At 75.4% G+C, this 22083-nt stretch carries 22 protein-coding genes; 13 read left to right on the forward strand and 9 right to left on the reverse strand.

Going from position 1 to position 22083, the window contains the following annotated elements:
• Window positions 1-721 precede the first annotated feature (721 nt).
• From ACFVU9_RS42005 to ACFVU9_RS42015, 3 genes are all read right to left on the reverse strand, one after another.
• Window positions 722-1294 (reverse strand): dihydrofolate reductase family protein, encoded by a 573-nt coding sequence (locus ACFVU9_RS42005; RefSeq protein WP_380445193.1) that lies wholly within the window; start codon window positions 1292-1294, stop codon window positions 722-724.
• 85 nt (window positions 1295-1379) lie between these two features.
• Complete coding sequence (locus ACFVU9_RS42010) at window positions 1380-2171, reverse strand: SRPBCC domain-containing protein (protein ID WP_380504439.1); 792 nt, start codon at window positions 2169-2171, stop codon at window positions 1380-1382.
• Window positions 2168-2830 (reverse strand): ArsR/SmtB family transcription factor, encoded by a 663-nt coding sequence (locus ACFVU9_RS42015; RefSeq protein WP_387602747.1) that lies wholly within the window; start codon window positions 2828-2830, stop codon window positions 2168-2170. Before ACFVU9_RS42015 ends, ACFVU9_RS42010 begins: the two co-directional genes overlap by 4 nt.
• A gap of 501 nt (window positions 2831-3331) precedes the next feature.
• Here ACFVU9_RS42015 and ACFVU9_RS42020 point away from each other — a divergent pair.
• The gene (locus tag ACFVU9_RS42020; RefSeq protein ID WP_387602750.1) at window positions 3332-3997 is read left to right on the forward strand and encodes a class I SAM-dependent methyltransferase; all 666 of its coding nucleotides are present in this window, start codon (window positions 3332-3334) and stop codon (window positions 3995-3997) included.
• Between the two features lie 118 nt (window positions 3998-4115).
• On the opposite strand, the gene ACFVU9_RS42025 is transcribed toward ACFVU9_RS42020, so the two are convergent.
• Both ACFVU9_RS42025 and ACFVU9_RS42030 read right to left on the reverse strand, forming a co-directional pair.
• Window positions 4116-4490 carry an ArsR/SmtB family transcription factor gene (locus ACFVU9_RS42025; protein WP_380445189.1) on the reverse strand — a complete coding sequence of 125 codons (375 nt, stop codon included), beginning with the start codon at window positions 4488-4490 and terminating at the stop codon, window positions 4116-4118.
• 353 nt (window positions 4491-4843) lie between these two features.
• Window positions 4844-5794, reverse strand: coding sequence for a BTAD domain-containing putative transcriptional regulator (locus ACFVU9_RS42030; protein ID WP_387602753.1), 951 nt, complete (start codon window positions 5792-5794; stop codon window positions 4844-4846).
• 726 nt (window positions 5795-6520) lie between these two features.
• Between ACFVU9_RS42030 and ACFVU9_RS42035 the strand changes: the two genes are divergently transcribed.
• The 12 genes from ACFVU9_RS42035 (at window position 6521) to ACFVU9_RS42090 (ending at window position 18610) form a co-directional block, all read left to right on the forward strand.
• Window positions 6521-7729: an aminotransferase class I/II-fold pyridoxal phosphate-dependent enzyme gene (locus ACFVU9_RS42035; protein ID WP_380445187.1), complete on the forward strand. Its 1209-nt coding sequence runs from the start codon at window positions 6521-6523 to the stop codon at window positions 7727-7729.
• Between the two features lie 34 nt (window positions 7730-7763).
• Window positions 7764-9113 (forward strand): beta-ketoacyl-[acyl-carrier-protein] synthase family protein, encoded by a 1350-nt coding sequence (locus tag ACFVU9_RS42040; protein WP_387602756.1) that lies wholly within the window; start codon window positions 7764-7766, stop codon window positions 9111-9113.
• A complete protein-coding gene (locus ACFVU9_RS42045; protein ID WP_387602759.1) occupies window positions 9110-10027 on the forward strand; it encodes a MaoC family dehydratase in 918 nt (305 codons plus the stop codon). Before ACFVU9_RS42040 ends, ACFVU9_RS42045 begins: the two co-directional genes overlap by 4 nt.
• A gap of 6 nt (window positions 10028-10033) precedes the next feature.
• The gene (locus ACFVU9_RS42050; RefSeq protein WP_380445184.1) at window positions 10034-11563 is read left to right on the forward strand and encodes an AMP-binding protein; all 1530 of its coding nucleotides are present in this window, start codon (window positions 10034-10036) and stop codon (window positions 11561-11563) included.
• Window positions 11564-11716: 153 nt separating this feature from the next.
• Window positions 11717-11986, forward strand: coding sequence for an acyl carrier protein (locus ACFVU9_RS42055; protein ID WP_380445183.1), 270 nt, complete (start codon window positions 11717-11719; stop codon window positions 11984-11986).
• A gap of 5 nt (window positions 11987-11991) precedes the next feature.
• Window positions 11992-13101 carry a hypothetical protein gene (locus tag ACFVU9_RS42060; protein WP_387602764.1) on the forward strand — a complete coding sequence of 370 codons (1110 nt, stop codon included), beginning with the start codon at window positions 11992-11994 and terminating at the stop codon, window positions 13099-13101.
• The gene (gene trpA / locus ACFVU9_RS42065; RefSeq protein WP_387602767.1) at window positions 13094-14107 is read left to right on the forward strand and encodes a tryptophan synthase subunit alpha; all 1014 of its coding nucleotides are present in this window, start codon (window positions 13094-13096) and stop codon (window positions 14105-14107) included. Before ACFVU9_RS42060 ends, trpA begins: the two co-directional genes overlap by 8 nt.
• Complete coding sequence (locus tag ACFVU9_RS42070; protein WP_359973999.1) at window positions 14101-14475, forward strand: ectoine synthase; 375 nt, start codon at window positions 14101-14103, stop codon at window positions 14473-14475. The genes trpA and ACFVU9_RS42070 overlap by 7 nt, the downstream gene beginning before the upstream one ends.
• Window positions 14476-14803: 328 nt before the next feature.
• The gene (locus ACFVU9_RS42075) at window positions 14804-15949 is read left to right on the forward strand and encodes an acyl-CoA dehydrogenase family protein (protein ID WP_380445180.1); all 1146 of its coding nucleotides are present in this window, start codon (window positions 14804-14806) and stop codon (window positions 15947-15949) included.
• On the forward strand, window positions 15946-16812 hold the full coding sequence (locus tag ACFVU9_RS42080) for an N-(5'-phosphoribosyl)anthranilate isomerase (RefSeq protein ID WP_387602772.1): 867 nt from the start codon (window positions 15946-15948) through the stop codon (window positions 16810-16812). Before ACFVU9_RS42075 ends, ACFVU9_RS42080 begins: the two co-directional genes overlap by 4 nt.
• The gene (locus ACFVU9_RS42085) at window positions 16809-17675 is read left to right on the forward strand and encodes an indole-3-glycerol-phosphate synthase (protein WP_387602775.1); all 867 of its coding nucleotides are present in this window, start codon (window positions 16809-16811) and stop codon (window positions 17673-17675) included. The genes ACFVU9_RS42080 and ACFVU9_RS42085 overlap by 4 nt, the downstream gene beginning before the upstream one ends.
• A complete protein-coding gene (locus ACFVU9_RS42090; protein ID WP_387602778.1) occupies window positions 17672-18610 on the forward strand; it encodes an alpha/beta hydrolase in 939 nt (312 codons plus the stop codon). Before ACFVU9_RS42085 ends, ACFVU9_RS42090 begins: the two co-directional genes overlap by 4 nt.
• A 201-nt stretch (window positions 18611-18811) precedes the next feature.
• Here ACFVU9_RS42090 and ACFVU9_RS42095 read toward each other — a convergent pair whose 3' ends face one another.
• The 4 genes from ACFVU9_RS42095 to ACFVU9_RS42110 all read right to left on the reverse strand — a co-directional run bounded on the left by ACFVU9_RS42095 (window position 18812) and on the right by ACFVU9_RS42110 (window position 21361).
• Window positions 18812-19243 (reverse strand): NUDIX domain-containing protein, encoded by a 432-nt coding sequence (locus ACFVU9_RS42095; protein WP_387602781.1) that lies wholly within the window; start codon window positions 19241-19243, stop codon window positions 18812-18814.
• 5 nt (window positions 19244-19248) lie between these two features.
• Window positions 19249-19509 carry a hypothetical protein gene (locus tag ACFVU9_RS42100; protein ID WP_387602784.1) on the reverse strand — a complete coding sequence of 87 codons (261 nt, stop codon included), beginning with the start codon at window positions 19507-19509 and terminating at the stop codon, window positions 19249-19251.
• Window positions 19506-19634 (reverse strand): hypothetical protein, encoded by a 129-nt coding sequence (locus tag ACFVU9_RS42105; RefSeq protein ID WP_387602787.1) that lies wholly within the window; start codon window positions 19632-19634, stop codon window positions 19506-19508. The genes ACFVU9_RS42100 and ACFVU9_RS42105 overlap by 4 nt, the downstream gene beginning before the upstream one ends.
• An 83-nt stretch (window positions 19635-19717) precedes the next feature.
• A complete protein-coding gene (locus ACFVU9_RS42110) occupies window positions 19718-21361 on the reverse strand; it encodes an IS200/IS605 family accessory protein TnpB-related protein (protein ID WP_387602790.1) in 1644 nt (547 codons plus the stop codon).
• Between the last annotated feature and the right edge of the window lie 722 nt (window positions 21362-22083).

A 22083-nucleotide genomic window follows, 5' to 3' on the forward strand; every position in this document is an offset into this window, starting at 1 on the left:
GCAGTGCGGGGCGGGGCGTGGCGGGGCGCGATGCCCCGCCGCGCCCCGGGCCTGCCGGGCGGGCGCCCGACGTGGTGCGCCCCCCGCGGGGCCCGGTGGCGCGGCCGGCGGGGCGTCACCCCTCTTCGCAGTCCTGCCGCTTCCGGCCGGCGGCCCGGTCCCGTTTCTCCGGGACGACGGCCCCGGTGCCGCCCGGGCGCGGTCGGGTGTGGGGCGGGTGCGCCGTGCCACGGGTGTCTGCGGCCTGGTGCGGGGCCGCCCCGCCGGGCCGCGGACCCGGATCCCCTCCCGGCACCGGTACGGACCGCGGGCCGCCACCCGCCCGTCCCGCGGCCGGTACGGACGCCGGCGGCCGGGACGGTAGGCGGGTGCCGGTGCGTGCGGCCAGCGGCGGGAGGGGTGTCCGGGTGCCGGGTTCGGTGTGCCGTGGTCGCTGCGCCGGGTGCGGGCGGGGGTTGTGCCGGGCGGGCACGGCGGGTGACGGGCCGGCATGTCCGGTGCGCTCCGGTGCCGCCTGGCGTGGACGGCGAGGCGGCCGGCCGCCGCCGGCCGGGAAGGGGATTGCGCGTCGGGTGGTGGGGTCCGGTGCTCGGCGGCTTCGTCGGCTGCCCGTCACGCCACAGCCTGCGCGCCCGCCCCTGGTCCTCCCGCCGCGCGGGGGCGGGGCGTGGACGGTGGTGCCGGGGGCGGGCGCGGCGGGCGGTGTGGTGTGACCGGGGGGTCAGTGGAGGACGTCGAGGATCTGCTTCTGCAGGCCGTTGGGGTAGACGGTGTGTTCGGTCAGGCGCAGCTTCTGGGCGTCCTTGTCGGTGGCGGGGAACAGGCGCTTGCCGGCGCCCAGGAGCAGCGGGTAGACGAGCAGGTGGTAGCGGTCGACGAGGCCGGCGTCGGCGAGGGCGTGGTTGAGGGTGGCGCTGCCGTGGACGATGATCGGGTCGCCGTCGCCCTGCTTGAGGCGGGCCACGTCCTCCAGGGTGCGCAGGATGGTGGTGGGGCCCCAGGTGTCGGTGAGGTCGGCGTCGGTGAGGGTGGTGGACACGACGTACTTCGGCAGGGTCTTGTAGCGGGCGAACTCGGGCATGTCGGGCCAGACGGGGCTGAACGCCTGGTAGCTGACGCGGCCCAGGAGGACGGCGCCGGCCTCCTGCTGTTCGCGCTGCTTGATCTCGTAGGCCTCGGGGAGGAACTCGACGTCCTTGAAGGTCCAGCCGGCGTTGCGGTAGCCGGCTTCGCCGCCGGGGGCCTCGACGACGCCGTCGAGGGAGATGAACGCGGTGCTGATCAGGGTGCGCATGAGGGGTCCTTGCGGTCGGTCGTGGCGTCAGGGGCGTGGGGGCGTCAGGGGCGTGCGGGCGTCAGGGGCGTGGGGGTGGGCGGGGTCAGGCGAGGAGGCGGGTGAGCCACTGCTGCCAGGCGGCGTCCGCCCGGTCGGCCTCCGTGCCGATCTCCGTTGCGGCGTCCGCGCCGTCGGCGGTGGGGCCGTCGGTGGTGGGGTGGAAGAGGTGGTGGAAGAGCAGGACCAGGCCGGGGCCGTGGTGGAAGGTGTGCAGGGCGTCGGTGCCGCGTACGGCGATGCGTTCGTCGTCGGCCCACACGACGTGGCCCTGCAGCGGCGGCAGGCCGGGGACGTCGGCGCGGGCGCGGGCGCCTTCGGTGACGGGCAGGGGCAGGCCGAGGGCGCCGGCGAGCAGGGCCCGGATCTCCTGCGGGGTGCGGCCCGGGGCGGGGGCGAAAGCGAAGACCGGGACGGCGGTGCGGTGCGCGAAGTGGGCCAGGTACTCGCGCAGGGTGTGCAGGTGGAAGGGCCAGCCGCGGCGCAGCGCGTCGTACTCCTCCTGCCAGTCGTCGCCCAGGACGCCGCTGTGGACCACGCGCAGCACGGTGGCCGCGCCCTCGCGTCCCTCGATGAGGTACTCGAAGGCCATGAAGCGGCCGTCGCCGGTCTCGGGGGTGCGGGTGGCCAGGCGCTTGGCGGGCTCCCACGCGGTGACGACCGCCTCCTGGCGGTGCCCTGCGGTGGTCATGGCGGCGGTGCCGCCCTCGCGGGGGTCGACGGTGTTGCGGCCCATGAACCAGGAGTCGACGCCGGGGCCGGTGGCGATCGCCTCCCAGACCTGCTCGGGACCGGCGGGCAGGACGGTGTCCAGGGCGATCTCGAACGGGTGGGTCATCGCGGGGGCTCCGGGGCTGCGGGGTCCGCCGCTGCTTCGGCGGACGGGGTTTCGGCGGACGGGGTTCCGGTGGGCGGCGCGGTGGCGGGGATCTGGTGGAGGGCGGCGACGACGCGGTGGGTGCGCCCGCCGGGCGCGCCCTCGTCGTGGTAGCGGGCGACCAGGGCCGCCACGGCCTGGGCGAGGTCCTCGGCGAACGCGGCCCGGTCGGCGGCCGAGGCGAAGCGCACCTGCGCGTCGAGACCGAACGTGGCCACCTTGCGCCCGGCCCGGGAGGCACCGGTGACCAGTGTCCCGACCTCCTGGACCAGCCGCGCGCCCAGGGCCAGCAGCCAGCGCGCCGAGAGCCGGTCGGGGGAGCGCTCGGGATCGGGGCTCACCCCGGCCAGCACCCGCGGAGAGATCACGTAGGAGGCGGCCGCCGCGCGGTAGACCCGTTCGGTGACGTTGCCCTTGCGCCGCTCCTCGGCGAGCTCGACCAGGTGATGGCGCTCCAGTTCCTTCAGGTGGTAGTTGACCTTCTGCCGGGCCAGCCCCAGACGGGCGGCCAGCATGGCGGCCGAACCGGGTTCGGCCAGGGCGGCGAGGATCCGGGCCCGGATCGGGTCCAGACAGGCCTCGGCCGCGGCGGGTTCTTCGATCACGGCGACGTCCAGCACCCCTCCAGCATCTTGCCGACAAAAAAAATTGTCAAGGAAAGAAGACTTGTCGGCGTGGCGTGGCGGGGTGCGGTGGGGTGCGGCTGCGGGGGAGTGGTGGTGGGGCTCGTGCGGCGTGGGCGGGCCTGTGGGGCGGTGCCGGGCGCGGGGGTGGCGGGGCGTAAAGAAGGCCGGCCGGCGTGGCGGGGTGCGGTGCGGCTGCGGGGGAGCGGTGGTGGCGTCTGTGCGGCGTGGGCGGGCGTTGTGGGCCGGGTGCCGGGTGCCGGGTGCCGGGTGCCGGGTGCCGGGAGCGGGTGCCGGGGTGTGCGGAGGGCGGTGGCCGCGGGCGGATCCGTGGGCTGCCGGGCCGGTGGGCGGGCCGGGGTGGGGTACCGGGGTGCGGAGGACCGGCGTGGTGCCGGCGGGCGGCGTGCCGTGTACGGGCGGATCGCGCGCCCCGGGCGGGCACGCGTCCGGATTCGGGCCGCGGGGCTGTCGGTCGTGACTGCGAGGATGCCGGCCATGCATGAGGACTCCGCCGCCATCGCCGAGTACTGGAACGCCGCCGCCTCGTCCTTCGACGACGAGCCCGACCACGGGCTGAGCGCCGGGCCCACCCGCCTGGCGTGGACCCGGCTCCTGGAACGCTGGGTCCCCTCCGCGCCGTCCGGGCCGTTCGACGTGCTCGACGTCGGCTGCGGAACGGGGTCGCTGTCGATGCTGCTGGCCCGGCGCGGACACCGCGTCACGGGCGTCGACCTGGCACCGCGCATGCTGGAGCGGGCACGCGCGAAGCTGGCCGAAGCCGGCCTGCCGGCACGCTTCCTGACCGGCGACGCGGCGGCACCGCCCGTCGGCGACGAGCGCTTCGACGTCCTGCTGTGCCGGCACCTGCTGTGGACGCTGCCCGACCCCGAGACCGCGTTGCGGCAGTGGACCGCCCTGCTGCGCCCCGGCGGCAGGCTGGTCCTGGTCGAGGGCCGGTGGCGCGAGCCGGGGCAGGACGACGCGCCGTACGCGGCCGGTGCCGGGCGGCTGCCGTGGAGCGGCGGGATCGGCGCCGACGCCCTGGCGGGCGTGGTGCGGCCGTTGGTCGCCGACCTTCGGGTCGAGCCGCTGAGCGGCGATCGCGACCTGTGGGGCCGCCCGGTCGACGACGAGCGGTTCGCCCTCCTCGCGCGGGTCTGAGCCGCCGCGGGCCGGGCACACCGGCGGGGCGGGCACGCCGGCAGGGCCGGGACACCCGCAGGGCCGGGACACCCGCAGGGCCGGGCGCCCCGGAGCGGCCGGGGCGCCGGGCCCGGGGTCAGCCGGGCCGCACGGCCTCGCGCACCGGCGGGCCCGGGGCGGTTTCGGCGTGCGCGGCGGCGACGACGGCGGTGAGCAGCCCGGGGAAGCGGTGTTCGAGTTCCTCGCTGCGCAGGGCGTTCATCTTGGTGGTGCCCACGTAGTACTGGCGCAGCAGCCCGGCCTGGCGCAGGACGTTGAAGTGGTGGGTGGAGGTGGAACGGGAGACGGGCAGCTCGAAGGAGCCGCAGCTGAGGTCAGCGTCCTCGCGGGCCAGCCGGCAGACCACCGATCTGCGGGCGGGGTCCGCCAGCGCCTCCAGTACCTGCTGGACGCTCAGGTCCTCCACGCCCGGGTGCTCGATCACCCGCGCCGTAGCGCGTGTCCGTCCCACACCCACCACCCCTTCCCAAAATCCAGGCCCCCGTCCGTTCGGTCCGTCGTCGTGAACCGCCGCGCGCGGTGCGCGACTTCGGGTCATGACGCTACTACGCCCACCCTCCCGCACGGGGCCCGCCCGCCCACCGCAACAGCCCCGCAACACGCCGGGGACCTCCCCGGCGAAGAACCCGCGAAGAACCCGCGAAGAACCGGAGAGGGACCGGGGAGGGACGGGGCGGGAAAGAGAGGGAAGCGGGGGGAAACGGAGGACAAACACCGAAGCGGCAGACAGAGGAGAGACACGGAGAGGGACGGAGAGGCGCGGAGAGGGGCCCGCCCCCGGGCGCCCCCGGGGGCGGCGGGGTGTCAGGCGGCGCGCACCGGGGGCCCGGAGCGGCTCCAGCGCCCCGGCGGCAGGGGCTCGAAGATCCCCATCAGCACCGGGTCCACCGCGGGCACCGCCGGACCCGCAGCCAGCCCCGCGGCCGGCCCCGCGGCCGGCGCGGCGCCCGCCACCGCCACCGCAGCCGGGCCCGGGGCCGGGAGGGGCGCGTCGGCGGCCGGGGCGGGGGAGCGCAGCAGCGACAGGTACATGTCCTGGGACTCGGGGCCCGGGTCGATGCCCAGCTCCTCCGCGAGGACCTGACGCAGCTGCTGGTAGCAGCGCAGCGCCTCGGCCCGGTTGCCGGCCGCGGCCAGCGCGGCCATCCGGCAGCGGTAGGCGCTCTCGCGGAACGGGGCCCGGCGCACCGCCTCCTCCGCCCAGCGCAGCGCGTGGTGCTCCTCGCCCAGCGCGGAGGCCGACAGGCTCGCCGTCTCCAGGGCGCAGATGCGCAGTTCGTCGACGTGGTCGCGCACCCCGCACGCCCACTCGCCGTCGTGGTCGGGCAGGAAGGAACCGCGCAGGTTCGCGATCGCGCCGGCCGCCAGCTGCTGCGCCACCGGGTAGGCGCCGGCGCCGAACGCCTCGCCGGCCTCGCCGACCGCGCTCGCCGCCACCTCCACGTCCACCGCCGCGTCCGCCGGCAGGCGCAGCACGTAGCGCCCGCCCTGGGAGACCAGCGGCGTCGCCCCCGGCCCCTGGCCCGGGGCGGCGACGAACGCCCGCACCCGGGAGACCACGCTGCGCAGCGCCGAGGCCCACGTGTCGGGCAGGCCGTCGGGCCACACGGTGTCGGCCAGCGCGTCGCGCCCGGTGCCGGCGAAGCGCTCCAGCACCAGACGGGCGAAGGCCACCTGCGCCTGGGCGCCGGACAGGTGCTGCGGGGCGGCGCCCTCGTGTTCGACGGTCACCAGGCCGGTCAGGCGGATCAGCATGACGGCGCCCCCGATCTGCCCGGCGCCCCGTCGTCCCGCAAACCGTTCAACATAGCTCCAACCCCCTTGAGCCGCGGCGCGGCCCGCGGGCGGCGGTGCCGGGCCGCGGGCCCTGGAAAGAAACCCGGACCGGAAAATGCAACGCCGACCAGCCGTTCGGTTTTTCGTTCCGGCGGATTTCGACCATACATTCGGCTGCTTGCGCGGTGTCAACACCGGTCGGCGAAACATACCCACCGGCCGGTCCATGCGTCGTAGGCGCAGGGTTTCCGCACGTCAGAGCGTTACCGCAGGCCGGGAATCGGGCTGTTGCGGCCGCCTTGCGCTTCCTGCCGTAGAAATGTAGCCATCCTTGAGCACCCCGCGTGGACGCTTCGAGAAAACCCGCACCCGAAAACCCCGCACCCGAAAACCCGGCACCCGAAAACCCGGCACCCGAAAACCCGGCACCCGAAAACCCGGCACCGGGAAACCCCGCACCCGGGAAAGCCCGTACAGGGGAAAAGGGGGCACCGCCCCCGGCAAAAGCACCCCGGGAACCAAAGGCACCAGGCGCCCCCGGGAACACGGCACCCGCACCCCCGGCACCCCCGCACGCGGCACCCGCACCCCCGGCACCCGCACCACGGCACCCGCACCCCGGCATCCGGCGCTCCCGCCGGTGCCCCGGCCGGTTTCCCCGCCGCCCCGTCCCCGCATCCCCCTTGCCCGTGAGGAGTGAGCAGTATGGCCACCGCAGCATGGCAGCGCCTTCAGCCGAAGCTGGACCAGACGCTGGAGCGCGTCGGCGCGCTGGAGTTCGACGCCTCGCGCCGCAACAGCTTCGTCGCCTACACGATGGAACGCGACAGCGCCTACTGCGACCTGGACGGCGAGCGCCTGCTCATGATGTCCGGGTACAGCTACCTCGGACTGGCCGGCGACGAGCGGGTGGTGGCCGCGGCCAAGGCCGCCCTGGACGTCTACGGCACCGGCAACCACGGCGTGCGCGCCCTGGCCGGCACGATCCCGCTGCACGAGGAGCTGGAGGCGGAGGTCGCCCGCTTCGCCGGCCGCGAGCGGGCGCTGGTGTTCGGCTCCGGCTACGCGGCGAACGTCGGCACCGTCGGCGCCCTGGTCGGCCAGGGCGACACCGTCCTGATCGACAAGTACGACCACGCCAGCATCGTCGACGGCTGCCGCCTGTCGGGCGCGACGGTCACGCGTTTTCGCCACAACGACGTCGAGCACCTGGAACGCCGCCTGAAGGCCGCCTCCGCCACCGGGGTGCGCCTGGTGATCGTCGACAGCGTCTACTCCATGGACGGCGACATCGCCCCGCTGCCGCAGCTGCGCGAGGTCTGCGACCGCCACGGCGCGCTGCTGATGGTCGACGAGGCCCACGCCCTGGGCGTGATCGGCCCGCGCGGCGGCGGCATCGAGGAGCACTTCGGCCACCGCTACCGCGTCGACGTCAAGCTCGGCACCCTCTCCAAGGCCATCCCCTCCATGGGCGGCTGGGTCGCCGGCAGCGCCGACCTGATCGGCCACCTGCGCTACGCCGCCCGCCCGTTCCTGTTCTCCGCGGCGCTGGGCCCCGCGCAGACCGGCGCCGCGCTGGAGTGCCTGCGGATCCTGCGCCGCGAGCCCGAGCGCGTCACCCACATCCAGACCCAGGCCGAACGCCTGCGCTCGCGCCTGAACGCGGCGGGCATCCGCACCATGGACAGCCGAACCGCCGTCATCCCGGTCATCGCCGGCTCCGACGACGCCGCCTACGACTACGCCACCGCCTGCCGCAAGGCCGGGGTGATCGGCCTGCCGGTGGTCACCCCCGCGGTGCCCAACGACCTGGCCCGCCTGCGGATCGCGGTCACCGCCCGCCACAGCGCCGCCGACATCGACTTCGCCGCCGACGCGTTCCTGACCGCCGCCGCCCAGACCGGCCTCATCTGACCCGCGCCGCCCGGCCGAAGGGAGGACGACCCGCATGCCAGCCCCCACCCCGCCACCCCACCCGCACTCCCCGCAGCCCCCGCACTCCCCGCACTCCCCGGAACGCGACCGGCCCGCAACCCCCGCACGGCCCGCAACCCCCACGCGGCCCGCGCGGCCCGTACGGCCCGAGATCGCGGTCACCGGCCTGGGCGTCATCAGCCCCGCCGGCCACAGCCTGCAGGAGTTCTGGCAGACGGTCAGCCAGGGACGCTCCACCGCACGCGCCCTCACCGACCCGGCCCTGGCCCGCCACCGGGTACGCCTGGGCTGCCCCGTCACCGCCCTGCCGCACGACCCGGCGCTGCCCGCCAAGGACGCCCGCCGCCTGGACCCCTTCGCCCACTACGCCACCCTGGCCGCCCTCGCCGCCCACCGCGACGCCGGCTCCCCCCACCCCGGGCCCGGGCGCTCGGCCATCGTCGTCGGCAACGCGGTCGGCGGACGCACCACCAGCGACCGCGAGTCCGCCGCCTACACCCAGCACGGCCCCCTGCGGGTCTCGCCGCTGATGCCGCTGATCACCATGCCCAACGCCGCGGCCGCCCAGATCGCCATGCGCCTGTCCTGGAGCGGGACGGCCCTGACGATCGCCACCACCTGCGCCTCCGGCGCCGACGCCATCGGCCACGGCGCGATGCTCCTGGCCACCGGCCGCGCCGACGTCGTGATCGCCGGCGGCTGCGAGGCCACCCTGACCCCCGTCACCCTCGCCGCGTTCGGCAACCTCGGCGCCCACTCCCAGCGCAACGCCGACCCCGCCCGCGCCTCCCGCCCCTTCGACACCCACCGCGACGGCTTCGTCATGGGCGAAGGCGCCGGCTTCCTGGTCCTGGAACGCCTGGACGACGCCCGCGCCCGCCACCGCACCCCCTACGCCCTGCTGGCCGGCTACGGCTCCAGCGCGGACGCCTACCACCTGGCCAACCCCCGCCCCGACGGCGCCGGCGCCACCGCCGCCATGCGCGCCGCCCTCACCGACGCCGGCCTGACCCCCGCCGACATCACGCACGTCAACGCCCACGGCACCGCCACGATCCACAACGACCGCGCCGAAGCCGCCGCCCTGCGCACCGTCTTCGGCCCCCACGCGGTGCCCGTCACCTCCACCAAGGGCGTCATCGGCCACCTGATCGGCGCCGCCGGCGCCGTCGAACTCATCGCCGCCATCCAGGCCATGACCAACCGCCTGGTCCCGCCCACCGCCAACCACGAAACCACCGAAGCGGGCCTGGACCTCGACGTCGTCCACACCCGCCCCCGCCCGATCCGCCCCGGCGCGGCCCTGTCCAACTCCTTCGGATTCGGCGGCCACAACTCGACCCTGGTGGTGACCCCCGCATGACCACGACCCCCACCCCCGCCGCCCCGGCCCCGACGGCACAGCCCGCGACGGACCCGGCGCACGCCGCCCCGATGTTCCGCACCCGCGTGCCCGTCACCGCCGAAGCCCTGGCCGCCTACCGCACCGCCGCCCGCACCGGCCTGCCCCCCGCCACCGGCCCCGCCGGCCAACTCGCATCCCCCGCCCACCCGTTCGTCCTCGCCCACACCCTCGCCCAGCACACGGTCGCCGCCCTCACCGCCGGCGAGGACGCCTTCACCGGCGTCGTCCACCTCGCCCAGGAGATCCGCACCCACCACCCGCTGCCGCCCGCCACCGACGCCGCCACCGGCACCGACGTCGAGGTCACCGTCACCGCCGCCCGCCGTGAGCCGCGCGGCACCCGCATCACCCTCACCACCCGCCTCACCACCCCCCACGGCACCCTGCTCGCCGAACTCACCACCGCCGCCCTCCTCCTGGGCGCCACCCGCATCACCCCCCACGGCGCCCTGCCCCCCACCGCCCACCCCGGCACCACCCCCGACACCGGACCCCACACCCTCACCCACACCCTCACCCCCGCCGACGTGCGCGCCTACGCCCACGCCACCGGCGACCTCAACCCCATCCACCTCGACGACCACGCCGCCCGCGCCGCCGGCTTCCCCTCGGCCATCGCCCACGGCATGCACCTGCTCGCCCTGGCCGCCGAAGAGATCACCGACCGCCACGCCGCAGGCGACCCCACCCGCATCACCGCCCTCGGCGCCCGCTTCGCCGCCCCCGTCACCCCCGGCACCCCGCTGCACCTGACCCTGCACCCCCACGACCGGGGCACCGTCGTGCGCTTCACCCTCGCCACCACCACCGCCACCGCCACCGCCACCGCCGTCAAGGCCGGCTGGGCGACCATCGCCCCGGCAGGGGAGTGACCCGCCATGACCACCCCAGACGCCCCCGCCGCGGTGCCGCCGCTGTCCCTGCCCGACGCGTTCGCCCACCACGCCCGCCGCCGCCCCGACGCCACCGCCCTGCTCTGGCACGACCGCGCCGTCACCTACCGCGAACTCGCCCACCTCACCGGCCGCGAACGCCGGCGCCTGCGCGCCCTGGACCTGGCCCCCGGCGAACCCGTGGCCCTGCACGCCACCAAATCCCCCGAAGCCGTCGCCCTCGTCCTGGCCTGCCTCACCGAACGCCGCCCCTTCCTGCTGCCCTCCCCCCAGCTCGCCCCCGCCCTGCTCGCCGCCCTCCACACCCAGGCCGGCGCCCGCCACCTGCTCACCCCCGCCGGCCGCCGGCCCCCCGCCCTGCCCGCCACCACCCACCCCGGCGTGCCCACCCTCGCCGCCGGCACCTCCTTCATGCTCACCACCTCCGGCTCCACCGACCTGCCCAAGATCGTCCCCCTCGCCCAGAGCGCCGTCGACCGCTTCACCGCCTGGGCCCACGACACCTTCGACCTCGGCCCCGGCCGCGTCGTCGCCAACTACGCCCCCCTCAACTTCGACCTGTGCCTGCTCGACGTCTGGGCCACCCTCGCCGCCGGCGGCACCGTCCTGCTCCTGGACCCCGCCCACGCCCTGTCCGCCCGCCACCTCCTCACCCAGCTCACCCGCCACCGCCCCCACGTCCTGCAGGCCGTCCCCCTGTGCTACGCCCTGCTCACCCAGGCCGCCTCCCAGGGCCCGGGTGGCGCCACGGTGCTGGACAGCGTCGAGCACGCCGCGTTCACCGGCGACGCGATCGACGCCCGCACCCTGGCCGCGCTGCCCGCCCTGCTGCCCGCCGCGCGCCTCTACAACATCTACGGCTGCACCGAGACCAACGACAGCTTCCTGCACGAACTCGACGCCCTGGACGCCACCGCCGCCCTGCCGGTGCCCATCGGCACCCCGCTGCCCGGCGTGCGCACCCTGCTCGCCGCCCCCGACGGCACCCCCGTGACCGGCCCCGGCAGCGGCGAACTGTACGTCTCCACGCCCTTCCAGGCCGCCGGCTACCTCGACCGCTCCCGCGACGCCGGCCGCTTCACCACCCGGCCCGACGGCGCCGGAGAGGGCCGGCGCTGGTTCCGCACCGGCGACCTCGCCGTACGCGACGCCCAGGGCCGCCTGCACCTGACCGGACGCGCCGACTTCCAGGTCAAGGTCCGCGGAGTCGCCGTCAACACCGCCGAGGTCGAACGCGTCCTGCTCGCCCACCCCGAGGTCCGCGAGGCCGCCGTCGCCGCCGAGAGCGACCCGCTGACCGGCAAGCGCCTGCACGCCGCCGTCCACCGCACCCCCGGCTCCGCCCTCAACACCCTCACCCTGCGCGAACACCTGGCCGCCAACCTGCCGCGCGCCGCCGTGCCCGAACGCCTGGCCATCCACGACACCCCGCTGCCCAAGACCCCCACCGGCAAGGTCGACCGCAAGGCCGTCCTCGCCGGCACAGCCCCCCACACCGCCCGGCCCGCCGGCTGACCAGCCCGCCGGCCGACCGGCACACCCGGAGTCCTGCCGTCCGGAGTCCTGCCGTCCGGAGTCCTGCCGTCCGGAGTCCTGCCGTCCGGAGTCCTGCCGTCCGAAGTCCTGTTTTCCGGAAGTCACGAACCTTTCAAGGGAGTTGCGACCACCATGAACAACATCGCGCAGATCAAGAAGTTCCTGATCGAGGAGTTCCTGCCCGACGTCACCCCCGAGCAGCTCGCCGACGACCACGACCTGCTCACCGACGGCGTCATCGACAGCCTCGGCGTCCTGAAGCTGATCGCCTGGGTCGAGGACCACTTCGCCCTGCCGGTCGACGACACCGACCTCGACCCGAACAACTTCCGCTCCGTGCAGGCGATCGACGCCTTCATCGCCCAGCGCCGCGCGCTGGCCGCCACCGTCGCCGGCGGCTGATCCCCGTGCACCCGGCCCTCACCGACCTGATCGCCGCCCGGCCCGTCCCCCTGGACACCTGGCGCTCGTGGTGGGACCGGCTGGAGGGCGCCGCCCAGGGCCCGGCCCGCGACAGCGACCGGGCCCAGGCGGCGGCCCTGCTGGCCAGCCTCGCCACCCGCCTGCCCGACACCGCCACCCTCGCCGCCCTCACCACCTCCCTCACCGAACGCAGCCCCGACCCCGGCCCCGCCCACCCGGGCAGCGCCAACATCGTCGGCACCGGCGGCGGACCGGCCACCTTCAACCTCTCCACCGCCGCCGCCCTGACCGCAGCCAGCATGGGCGTACCCGTCGTCAAGACCGGCTCGCGCGCCTACACCAGCGCGGCCGGCTCCATCGACCTGCTGGAACGCCTGGGCATCACCCTCACCTCCTCCCACACCGAGACCGCCGACCACCTGGCCCGCCACAACATCGCCTTCGCCGGCCCGCACGTCTACCCGCCGGCCCTCACCCGCCTGGCCCGCCTGCTCTACCCGCTCACCCTCAAGCCCTTCGGCCGCTTCCTCAACGCCCTCGGCCCCTTCCTGGCCACCGCCCCCGTCACCGCCCAGCTCACCGGCGTCTCCGCCACCGCCCCCCTCAGCGCCCTGCGCGACCTCACCGCCTTGCGCGACCTCACCGCCCGCACCGGCACGCACGGCAGCGGACGCCAGGTGTGGCTGGCCCACAACACCGAAGGCGCCGACGAACTCCTGCCCTTCGCCGACAACACCCTCCACACCCCCCACACCACCATCCACCTGCCCGCCGGCTCCCTCGCCCCCGACACCGGCACCCTCGCCGACCTCGCCCCCCACCCCGGCGACCTGACCGGCCACTTCCTCGACGCCCTCGCCGGCCGCGCCAGCCGCGCCGCCACCCACACCATCGCCCTCAACGCCGCCGCCCTCGCGATCGCCTCCGGACGCCACACCCACTGGCCCACCGCCCACGCCACCGCCCTCGCCGCCCTCGCCGACGGCGCCCCCCGCGCCCTGGCCCAGCGCCTGCGCACCCCCGGCAAGACGGCCACGGCACTCACGGCGGCCCGCACGACGACGGCGGGGGACAAGGCGGTGGCCGGTGTCTGACCACCCGCTCCCGCCCGGGCACCCGTTCCCGCCTGAGCGCCCGTTCCCGCCCGGGCACCCGTTCCCGCCCGAGCGCCCGTTCCCGCCCGAGCGCCCGTTCCTGCCCGAGCGCCCCGACGGGCGCCCCGCGCTCGCGGTGTTCCTCAACGCCGGCGACCCGCCCGCCCCCCTGGCCGAGACCGCCCGCATGCTCGACGACGAAGGCGTCGAAGTCCTCGAACTCGCCGTCCCCTTCCCCAACTCGCCCACCGACGGCCCCGTCATCCGCCGCTCCGCCGCCCGCGCCCTGGCCGCCGGCACCACCCTGGACACCGTCCTGGCCGAACTCACCGGCCTCGTCCCGCAGCTCAGACGCCTGAAGATCGCGCTGCTCGCCGACTGGTCCCACAGCCTGCGCCGCCCGGACCCCGGACACACCGCACGGGCCATCGCCGCCGCCGGCGCCCACGCCCTGCTCGTCCACGCCCTGCCCCCGCGCCGGCGCCCCGCCTGGCAGCAGGCCTGCCGCGACGCCGGCCTGCCCCAGGTCGCCACCTGCTACGCCACCTCCGGCCCCGGCGTCCTCACCGAGGCCGCCCGCACCGCCCACGGCGCCTACGTCTACCTGGTCGCCCACTACGGACGCTCGGGCACCGCACCCGCCGCCGGCCACCGCACCCTGAAGGCCACCGTCGCCGCCCTCAACCGGGCCGCCCCCCACACCCCCGTCGCCATCGGCTTCGGCGTGCGCACCGCCACCGACCTGGAGGCCGTCGCCGCCACCGGCGCCCGCGCGGCCGTCGTCGGCTCCGCCGCCGTCGAACGCGTCGAGGCCGCCCTGAACGCCGGCACCGACCCCCTCGCGGCGCTGCGCGCCTTCCTCCGTGAACTCCGCCCGCCCCACCCCCCGCGGGCGGGCGGACCCACCCGCACCACCACCGGCACCACGACCGGCGCGGCCGCCGGCACGACCGGCACCGCCGTCACCCTCACCCCCGCCACCAGAGAGGCAGAACCCGCATGCTGATCCGCGACCTTGACGACGTGAAGACCGTCGAGTGGGGCAACGGCCTGTCCCGCCGCTTCCTTGTGGAGAGCGACGGCCTCGGCTACAGCCTCACCGACACCATCGTCAACGCCGGCACCAAGTCCCGCCTGGAGTACCGCAACCACCTCGAAGCCTGCTACTGCATCGCCGGCTCCGGCGAGGTCGTCGACATGGACGGCAACGCCCACCCCATCACCCCCGGGCGCCTGTACGCCCTGGACGAGCACGACGCCCACTACCTCGTCGCCTCCCCCCACGAGGACATGCGCCTGGTGTGCGTCTTCTCCCCGGCCCTGCGCGGCGACGAGGTCCACCAGCTCGACGCCCACAACTCCTCCGCCTACTAGAGCGACGGCCGCACAGCCGGGGCCGGCCGAGGCGAGCCGAAGCCGGCCCGGGCCCGCCGGACGGGCCACGCCCGTCAAGCGGGTCAAACCCGCAAGCCCGGCCCACGAGCCGGGCCCGCAAGCCCGTCAAGCGAGTCACGCCCGCGAGCCCGTCAAACGAGGCAGGCCCGTCAAGCCCGTCAAACGAGTCAAGCCCGCAAGCCCGCAAGTCCGTCAAGCGAGTCATGCCCGTCAAGCGAGTCAAGCCACTGAACGCCGGTGCGCCCCGCGCCGGTTGGACACCCCGGGTCCCCGTGAGCGGCAGGCCCGGGAGGAAGGCGGCACCACCGTGATCCGCTGGAACGCCGACCAGGACGCCCTGCGCGAGGCACTGGCCCGCTTCGGTGACGACCTGAGCGCCGGCCACATCGAAGGCGACGAGCAGGCCGCCTTCTCCCACGACAAATGGCGCCTGATCCAGAAGACCGGGATCCTGTCCCTGCCCTTCGACGAGGCCCACGGCGGGCTCGGACAGTCCCTGCTGACCACCATGTACGTCCTGGAGGGCCTGGGGCAGCACTGCCGCGACGGCGGCCTCAACTTCTGCGTCACCACCTCCATGGCCTCCACCGGCGTGCCCCTGCAGGCCTTCGGCTCGCCCGCCCTCAAGGAGGCCTACCTGCCGCGCATCGCCTCCGGCGAGGCGATCGGAGCGCACGCCATCACCGAGTCCGAGGGCGGCTCGGACGCCATGCAGATGCGCACCCGCGCGGTGCGCGACGGCGACCACTTCGTCCTCACCGGCGCCAAGACCTTCGTCTCCAACGGGCCCGTCGCCGACGTCATCGTCGTCTACGCCCGCACCCACCCCCAGGGCGGCGCGCTCGGCGTGACCGCCTTCCTCCTGGACCGCGGCATGCCGGGCCTGAGCACCGGCAAGCCCATCAGGAAGATGGGCCTGCGCACCTCCCCGCTGTCCGAGGTCTACCTCGACGACGTACGGGTGCCCGCCGACCGGGTCCTGGGCCGCGTCGGCGGCGGCTTCCTCGTCCTGGACCACGTCATGAAGCGCGAGATCCTCTACTCCTTCATCGTCAACACCGGCGAGATGCAGCACCGCCTGGCCCGCTGCCTGGACTACGCCAAGACCCGGATGTCCTTCGGCAAGCCCATCGGCTCCTACCAGTCGGTCGCCAACAAGATCGTCGACACCAAGATCCGCCTGGAGACCGCCCGCAAGTGGCTCTACGACACCGCCCAGCGCCTGGAGGCCGGCGAGAACGTCACCGTCGACATGGCCATCGCCAAGCTCCTCACCAGCGAGTCCAACCTCGCCACCTCGCTGGCCGCCGTCCAGGTCTTCGGCGGCAACGGCTACATGTCGGAGTACGGGCTGGAGAAGGACGTGCGCAACGCGGTCGCCGGCACCATCTACTCCGGCAGCAACGAGATCCAGTACAACCGCATCGCCGCGATGCTCGGACTCGGCAAATGAACGCCCTGCCCTCCCCGCCCTCCTCGCCGGGCCCGTCCTCTCCGCCCTTCTTGTCCTTCCCGTCCTTCCCGTCCTTCCCGCCGGCCCCGCCCGTCCTGCCGGCGCCCCCGGGCACCGCCGTCGCGCGGCGCCCGGCGCCCGCCCCGCGCCCGGGCCTGCGTCACCTGAAGGTGTGCGGGGCACGCACCGCCGCCGACGTCGCCCTGCTCGCCGCCGGCGGCCCCACCCTGGTGGGCCTGTGGCACGGCGTGCCCGGGGGACCGGCCGACCTCAGCGCCGAGCGCCTGGTCCGGCTGGCCGCCGCCGCCCACGGCAGCGGCCTGGAACCGGTCCTGGTCACCTTCCTCGACGACGCCGCCGCCCTGGCCCGCCTGGCCGCCGACGCCGGCGTGCGCTGGATCCAGCTCCACGCCTACCAGCCGCCCGCCGTCGTCGCCGACCTGCGCCGGCGCCTGCCCCACGCCGCCCTCGTCAAGGTCCTGCACCTGGCCCGCGGCCGCTGCCTGGAACGCCCCTTCATCCGGGCCTTCGAACGCGCCGGATGCGACCTGTTCCTCCTGGACACCGTCACCGACGACGGCCGCGTCGGCTCCACCGGCCACCCCCTGCGGCCCGCCGACGTCCACGCCCTGCTGCCGCGCCTGAGCATCCCCTTCCTCCTCGCCGGCGGCCTGAACGCCGACAACCGCCCCGCCTACACCACCGTCACCGAACACCCCCTGTACGCGGGCGCCGACATCGACACCGCCGCCCGCGACGGCGCCGGCCGCTTCACCCGCGAGGCCCTCACCGCCCTCACCCGCGCCTGGCACCCGCACCAGCCGTCCCTCCCGCCGCCGTCTCCCGAGGACCCCCGACCATGACCGCCGCCCCCTCCCTGCCCGCCGCCCCCTCCCTGCCCGCCGCCCCGTCCCCGCCCGCCGCCGGGCCCGCCCCCGAAGTCGCGTCCGCCTCCACCCGGTTCCTGGACGCGCTGCTCGCCGCCGACCGCCCCCTGGTCATGGAGATCAAGCTCCGCGACCCCCACGGCGCCGACCTGCTCGGCCCGCGCACCGTCACCGACCTCGTCACCCGCTACGAACAGGCCGGCGCCCCCTGCCTGTCGGTGGTCACCGGCCGCTGGTTCGGCGGCACCCCCCGCCTGCTGCGCGAGGTCACCGCCACCACCTCCCTGCCCGTCCTGCAGAAGGACTTCCTCACCCGCCCCGCCCAGCTGGAGGCCGCCGCCGCCCTCGGCGCCTCCGCCGTCCTGCTCACCGCCGCCCTGCTGCCCGCCGCCTCCCTGCGCCGCCTGATCACCGCCGCCCTCGGCCTCGGCCTCACCCCCTTCGTCGAGATCACCGAAGAAGCCGAACTGGAGCGCCTCACCCGCCCCGAGGCGTGCGTGATCGCCGTCAACAACAAGGACATCCGCCGCCGCGAACGCGACACCGGCGACCTCACCCGCTCCCTGCGCCTGCTGCCCGCCCTGCGCGCGTGCGGCACCCGCGCCCCCGTCTCCGCCTCCGCCATCACCGACCCGGCCGACGGCGCCCGCCTCCTGGACGCCGGCTACGCGGGCCTGCTGATCGGCACCTCCCTCATGCGCCAAGGCGATGTGGGCACCTGGACCGCCCGGCTCGACGCCGCCCGGCTCGATGCCGCCCGGCTCGATGCCGCCCGCCTCGAAGCCCCCGGATCCGATGCCGCCGGGCTCGACGCCGCCCGTCGGGCGGTGACCGCATGAGGCACGCGCCCGCCCCGAGCCCCCTGGTGCGCTCACTGGTCCTCGACGCCGACGGCATCCCCGTCTCCGCCCTGGTCGCCGAACCCCCCGCCGTCCCCGCCGGATCCGCCACTGCGGCCGGACCGGCCGGGCCCGCCGGTGAGCCCAAGGCCCTGCTGCTGGCCATCCACGGACGCGGCATGCGCGCCGCCTACTTCGCCGGCCCCGCCCACCCGGACACCGACCTGCTCACCCTGGCCGCCCGCCTCGGCTACACCGTGCTCGCCCCCGACCGCCCCGGCCACGGCGCCTCCGCCCGCCGCCTGCCCCACGGCCAGCTCATCGCCGACCAGGCCGCCACCCTGCACGCCGCCCTCACCGACTACGCCCGCGCCCACCCCGTCGGCGCCGGCGTCCAGCTCCTCGCCCACTCCTTCGGCGGCAAGATCGCCCTCCAGCTCGCCGCCCACTGGCCCGACGACCCCGCCCTGCCCCTGCTCGGCGTCGACATCTCCGGCCTCGCCCAGCACTACGCCCCCGGCGCGTGGGACCGGCCCGACGACCTCGCCGGCGGCGGCCGCCTCAACTGGGGCCCCCTGCACCTCTACCCGCCCGGCACCTTCCACGCCGCCCGCACCCTGCTCACCCCCGTCCCCGCCCTCGAATCCCGCGAACTGGCCACCTGGCCCACCCGCTACACCACCCTGGCCGCCCGCGTCCGCGTCCCTGTACGCCTGACCCTCGCCGACCACGAGACCTGGTGGCGCCTGGACCCGCCCGCCCGCACCGCCCTCACCCGGGCCTTCCCCGAAGGCCTCGCTCACCTCACCACCGCCCACGGCGCCGGCCACAACCTGTCCCTGGGCCACGCCGCCCGCCCCTACCACCTGCGCGCCCTCGCCTTCACCGACGACTGCCTCACCCGCACCCCACGCCCGGCCCTCGCCGCCGCCTGACACCCCCACACCCCTCACCCCGCCCCGCCTGCCCGCGACGCTGCGCCCGCCCCGTCCCGTGCGGGGCCCGGTGCCCCGTCCTCGCGGCGCCCCGGGTGTTGTCCCCGGGGCGTCCGGTTCCGGGCGGTCCGGCCCGGCGGCCACTCGTGCGGGCGTTGCGGGCACGGGGCACCGGGCCCCGCGGCGCCCGTCCCCGGTGGTTCAAGCGGCGCGCTGGCCGTGCAGGAGCAGCGGCACGGCACGGCCCGTCAGCGCCTGCGTGACGCGGGCGGCCTGCGCCGGGGCCATGACCTGCCCGATCCGCCGCACGGGCACGAAACGCGCGCCGGCGGGCCGGCCGCCGGTGACACCGCCGTCGAAGACGAGGCCCAGGCGCTGCGGGTAGCGGTCGGCGCAGGCGAAGTCGAGGGCCAGGACGTGCGTGAGGCGCCGGACGAGACCGGTCTGCGCGAACAGGTGGCGGGCGGCGGCCTCGTGCGGCGCCTCGTCGGGCCGGGCGCCGCCGCCGGGCAGGATCAGCCCGTCCAGGTGGTCGGGGTCGACGAGCAGGACGTCCCCGCGCACGTCGCGCACCAGGACGAGGCAGCCGAGCCGGCACACGGGCTCCTCGGCGTGACGTCGGGGGTCGGGCAAGGCAGTCACCGTCCTTCTGCGTCGGCGGTGAGGTGCTCGTAGTGCAGGCCCTTGCGCAACAGCTCGACGATGCGCAGCACTTCGGCGGTGCGGGCGGCGCCGAGGGAGATCAGGTAACAGCCGCTGCGGCGCCCGAAGTCCCAGTCCACCTCCAGGGACGGCAACTTCGCCCCGGCGAGCGCGAGGACGGCCGCCAGGTCGTCGGCCACCAGGGCGGCCTCACGCCGCTGTTCGGCCGTCGCACGGTCCAGGATCGGCCCCATCACCCACCGGTCCTGCGGTGCACCTCGAACAGGCGCCACGCCGAGAACGCGGCGCAAAACGAGTGGAAGCCGGCGAGTTCACCGCTGGAGCCGCTGCGCAGCCACTGCCCGGTGACCTCGTTGCGCACCCGGTAGCACCGGGCACCGGGGTCCCAGCGGACCCCGTAGCCGTGGAGTCTGGACGACGACACCATGATGGCGAAAACCGTTCCTATTCAGTGAGCAGGAGTGAGTCTTGGACCCACGGTTGATCACTGCGCGCATCCCGAACGGTTTTGGGTGCGCTGGTCGCCCGCGTTCTCGTTGTCCCCGTCCGGCTGCGCGCATCGTGTGCACGGTCCGTGGCGGGGTGGCGGGTTTCCTCGCGCCCCCAAACGCCTGGTCCGGCCTGGACGGTCCGATGCCCGCGACGATCACTCCGGTCGTCGTGGGGCGGTGCCGTCCGTCGCCGGATCGGGTGTCCGAGGGCGCGTCGCCCGATCGCGATGCTCGCGGCATCGTGCCGGGTGGTCTTACGGGTGGGCGTGGCGAGCGGTTTCTGCCAGTGCTGGGCGCCCCACCGGGAGGTGTAGGCGGGGTCCACGGCGATGATGGCCAGGTCCAGCGCTGCGGCTATGGAGACGAGCCGGGCGCGGAGTCTGCCGGTGGGGATGCCGGAGAGGAGCTGGCGGAAGCGCTTGCGGTGGCCGTGCTTCTCGCGGGTGGTCTCGGCGGTGAAGTCCAGGTTCTCCAGACCGATCGCCGTGACGCCGCAGCGCTTGGCCCAGTGGAGGAGTCGGGTGATGGCGTGGCGGACCTGGGCGTCGCGGTGGGTGGCGGTGCCGGTCAGGTCGTAGGGGAACCGCTGGGGTTCGCCGACCGGGTTGCCGTGCGTATCGAGGTGCCAGCAGGCGAGGTGGTCGGCGTTGGTGTCCACGCCGGCCATCCCGGCCGCACGGGCCGCCTCCAGCGGCATCGTCCGCACAACCGGCCGGGTCCAGGAGGCGTCCAGATACCAGCGGCCTCGGGACACGTCCAGGTGGATCCGGTACGCCACCGCCCGGTTGGCCTCGATGCGGTCGGCCCACTCCTGCCCCTGGTACGGGAAGGACACCTTCGCGGCGAGGACGTACCGGCCGTGCTTGGCGTTCGCCAGACCGGCGAGCGGGGCGGGCAGCTTGATCGACACTTCGCCGTCGGGGGTGACGCGGATCGTCTCGTTCCCGAACCGCTTGCCGGACTCCCCGTCAGCCGACAGGAACCACCGGGCGGTTTCCCACTTCTCCCGCCACCGGGCTTCGGTCAGGTCCGTGGCGGTGAGGTTGTGCCGGGTGTTGAGGAGCTTCCGGCCGCCGCGCACCACGCGCACGCGGCCGGCCTCACGGTCGGCCGCGACCTGTTCGCGGCGCTCCTCAAGGATCGCCAGGCGACGGGTCTTGACGAACCACTCGTGCTTGGAACGGTATCCGCCGGGCTGCCGCCTGCCACCCTTCTCCCCGATCGGCAGGGACAGGCGGTGGGAGATCGTCCTGATCCCGGTGTCCAGGGAGTCCAGGTGCGCGGCCTGCCCGCGGCGCGACAGCGCCCACTGGTCGTGTGTGGCCTTGGTGATCGAGCCCGCCCAGCGGGACGACGACACACCGGTCAGATCCCGCTTTCGGGCCGCCCACGTGGTCGCCGAGTGCTCCAGGCCGTCGGCGCACCGGGCCTTGAGGTCACGCGACGCCAGCGAACCCAGGTGCTCACCGACCAGCCGCAGCACTCGCTCGTCCTCGGGGGTGAGGCCCTTGAGGCGGTCACGGACCGTCACACCCGACGGGCCAAGGGAAACGAACGGCGCGTCGATCCGCCGCAGCGGCTTCCCCGGCCCGGCCACGCCGTCCCCCTCTCCGTCAGTGCCACCACCCTGGCACACGCCACTGACAGTCGCTTCACCGGTCCAACAAGCCGTGATCGAAAACAAACTCATGGACACCCATGCGCACGAAAACGACCTCGATCCCCAGCAGTTCACAACCCCTACGAATTCGCCTCCGCGGACGGCATGGACCCTCCTCTACGTGGAGGAGAGCTGCTGAACCCGACTCGCCTCGTCGACCTCCGGCCGGGCGCAGCCATCCCGGGCCCATGATCCGACAAGGGCCGAATCTCCGCGCCCCGGCCGTCCGCGCCAGGATGGCCGGAACGGGCAGGACCAGCAGAGAGGAAGCCGAGTTGAGCGGCACGATCCACCCGGAGAGACAGGGCCGTTGGCGCGAGCAACGCGGCCGCGCATCCCGCGGACCCGCCCGGGCACCCGGACAACCCGCCCTGCCACCGCTACCGGACGAGCCGCCCGACGACGCCCGCAGCCCCGAGGCCCTTCTCACCGGCCCGCAGAACCCGCCGCCCAACGACCCGCCCACGCCACCGAAGCAGTAAGCACCCCGGCCACCGGCCGGGGGAGTGGGAAGTCCACGGGGCCGGCTTCCCACTCCGCGCTGCCCCCGGCCGGGCAGGGCCGAGAAGGCTGATGAAGATCTTGGTGTGATCGGGGCTGCCGCTGTCAGGCGGCAGCCCCGATCTGCCAGGTGGTGCCGTTGTGGGTGAGTCCGAGGT

This window comes from Kitasatospora sp. NPDC057936 (assembly GCF_042887525.1).
GTDB lineage: Bacteria > Actinomycetota > Actinomycetes > Streptomycetales > Streptomycetaceae > Kitasatospora.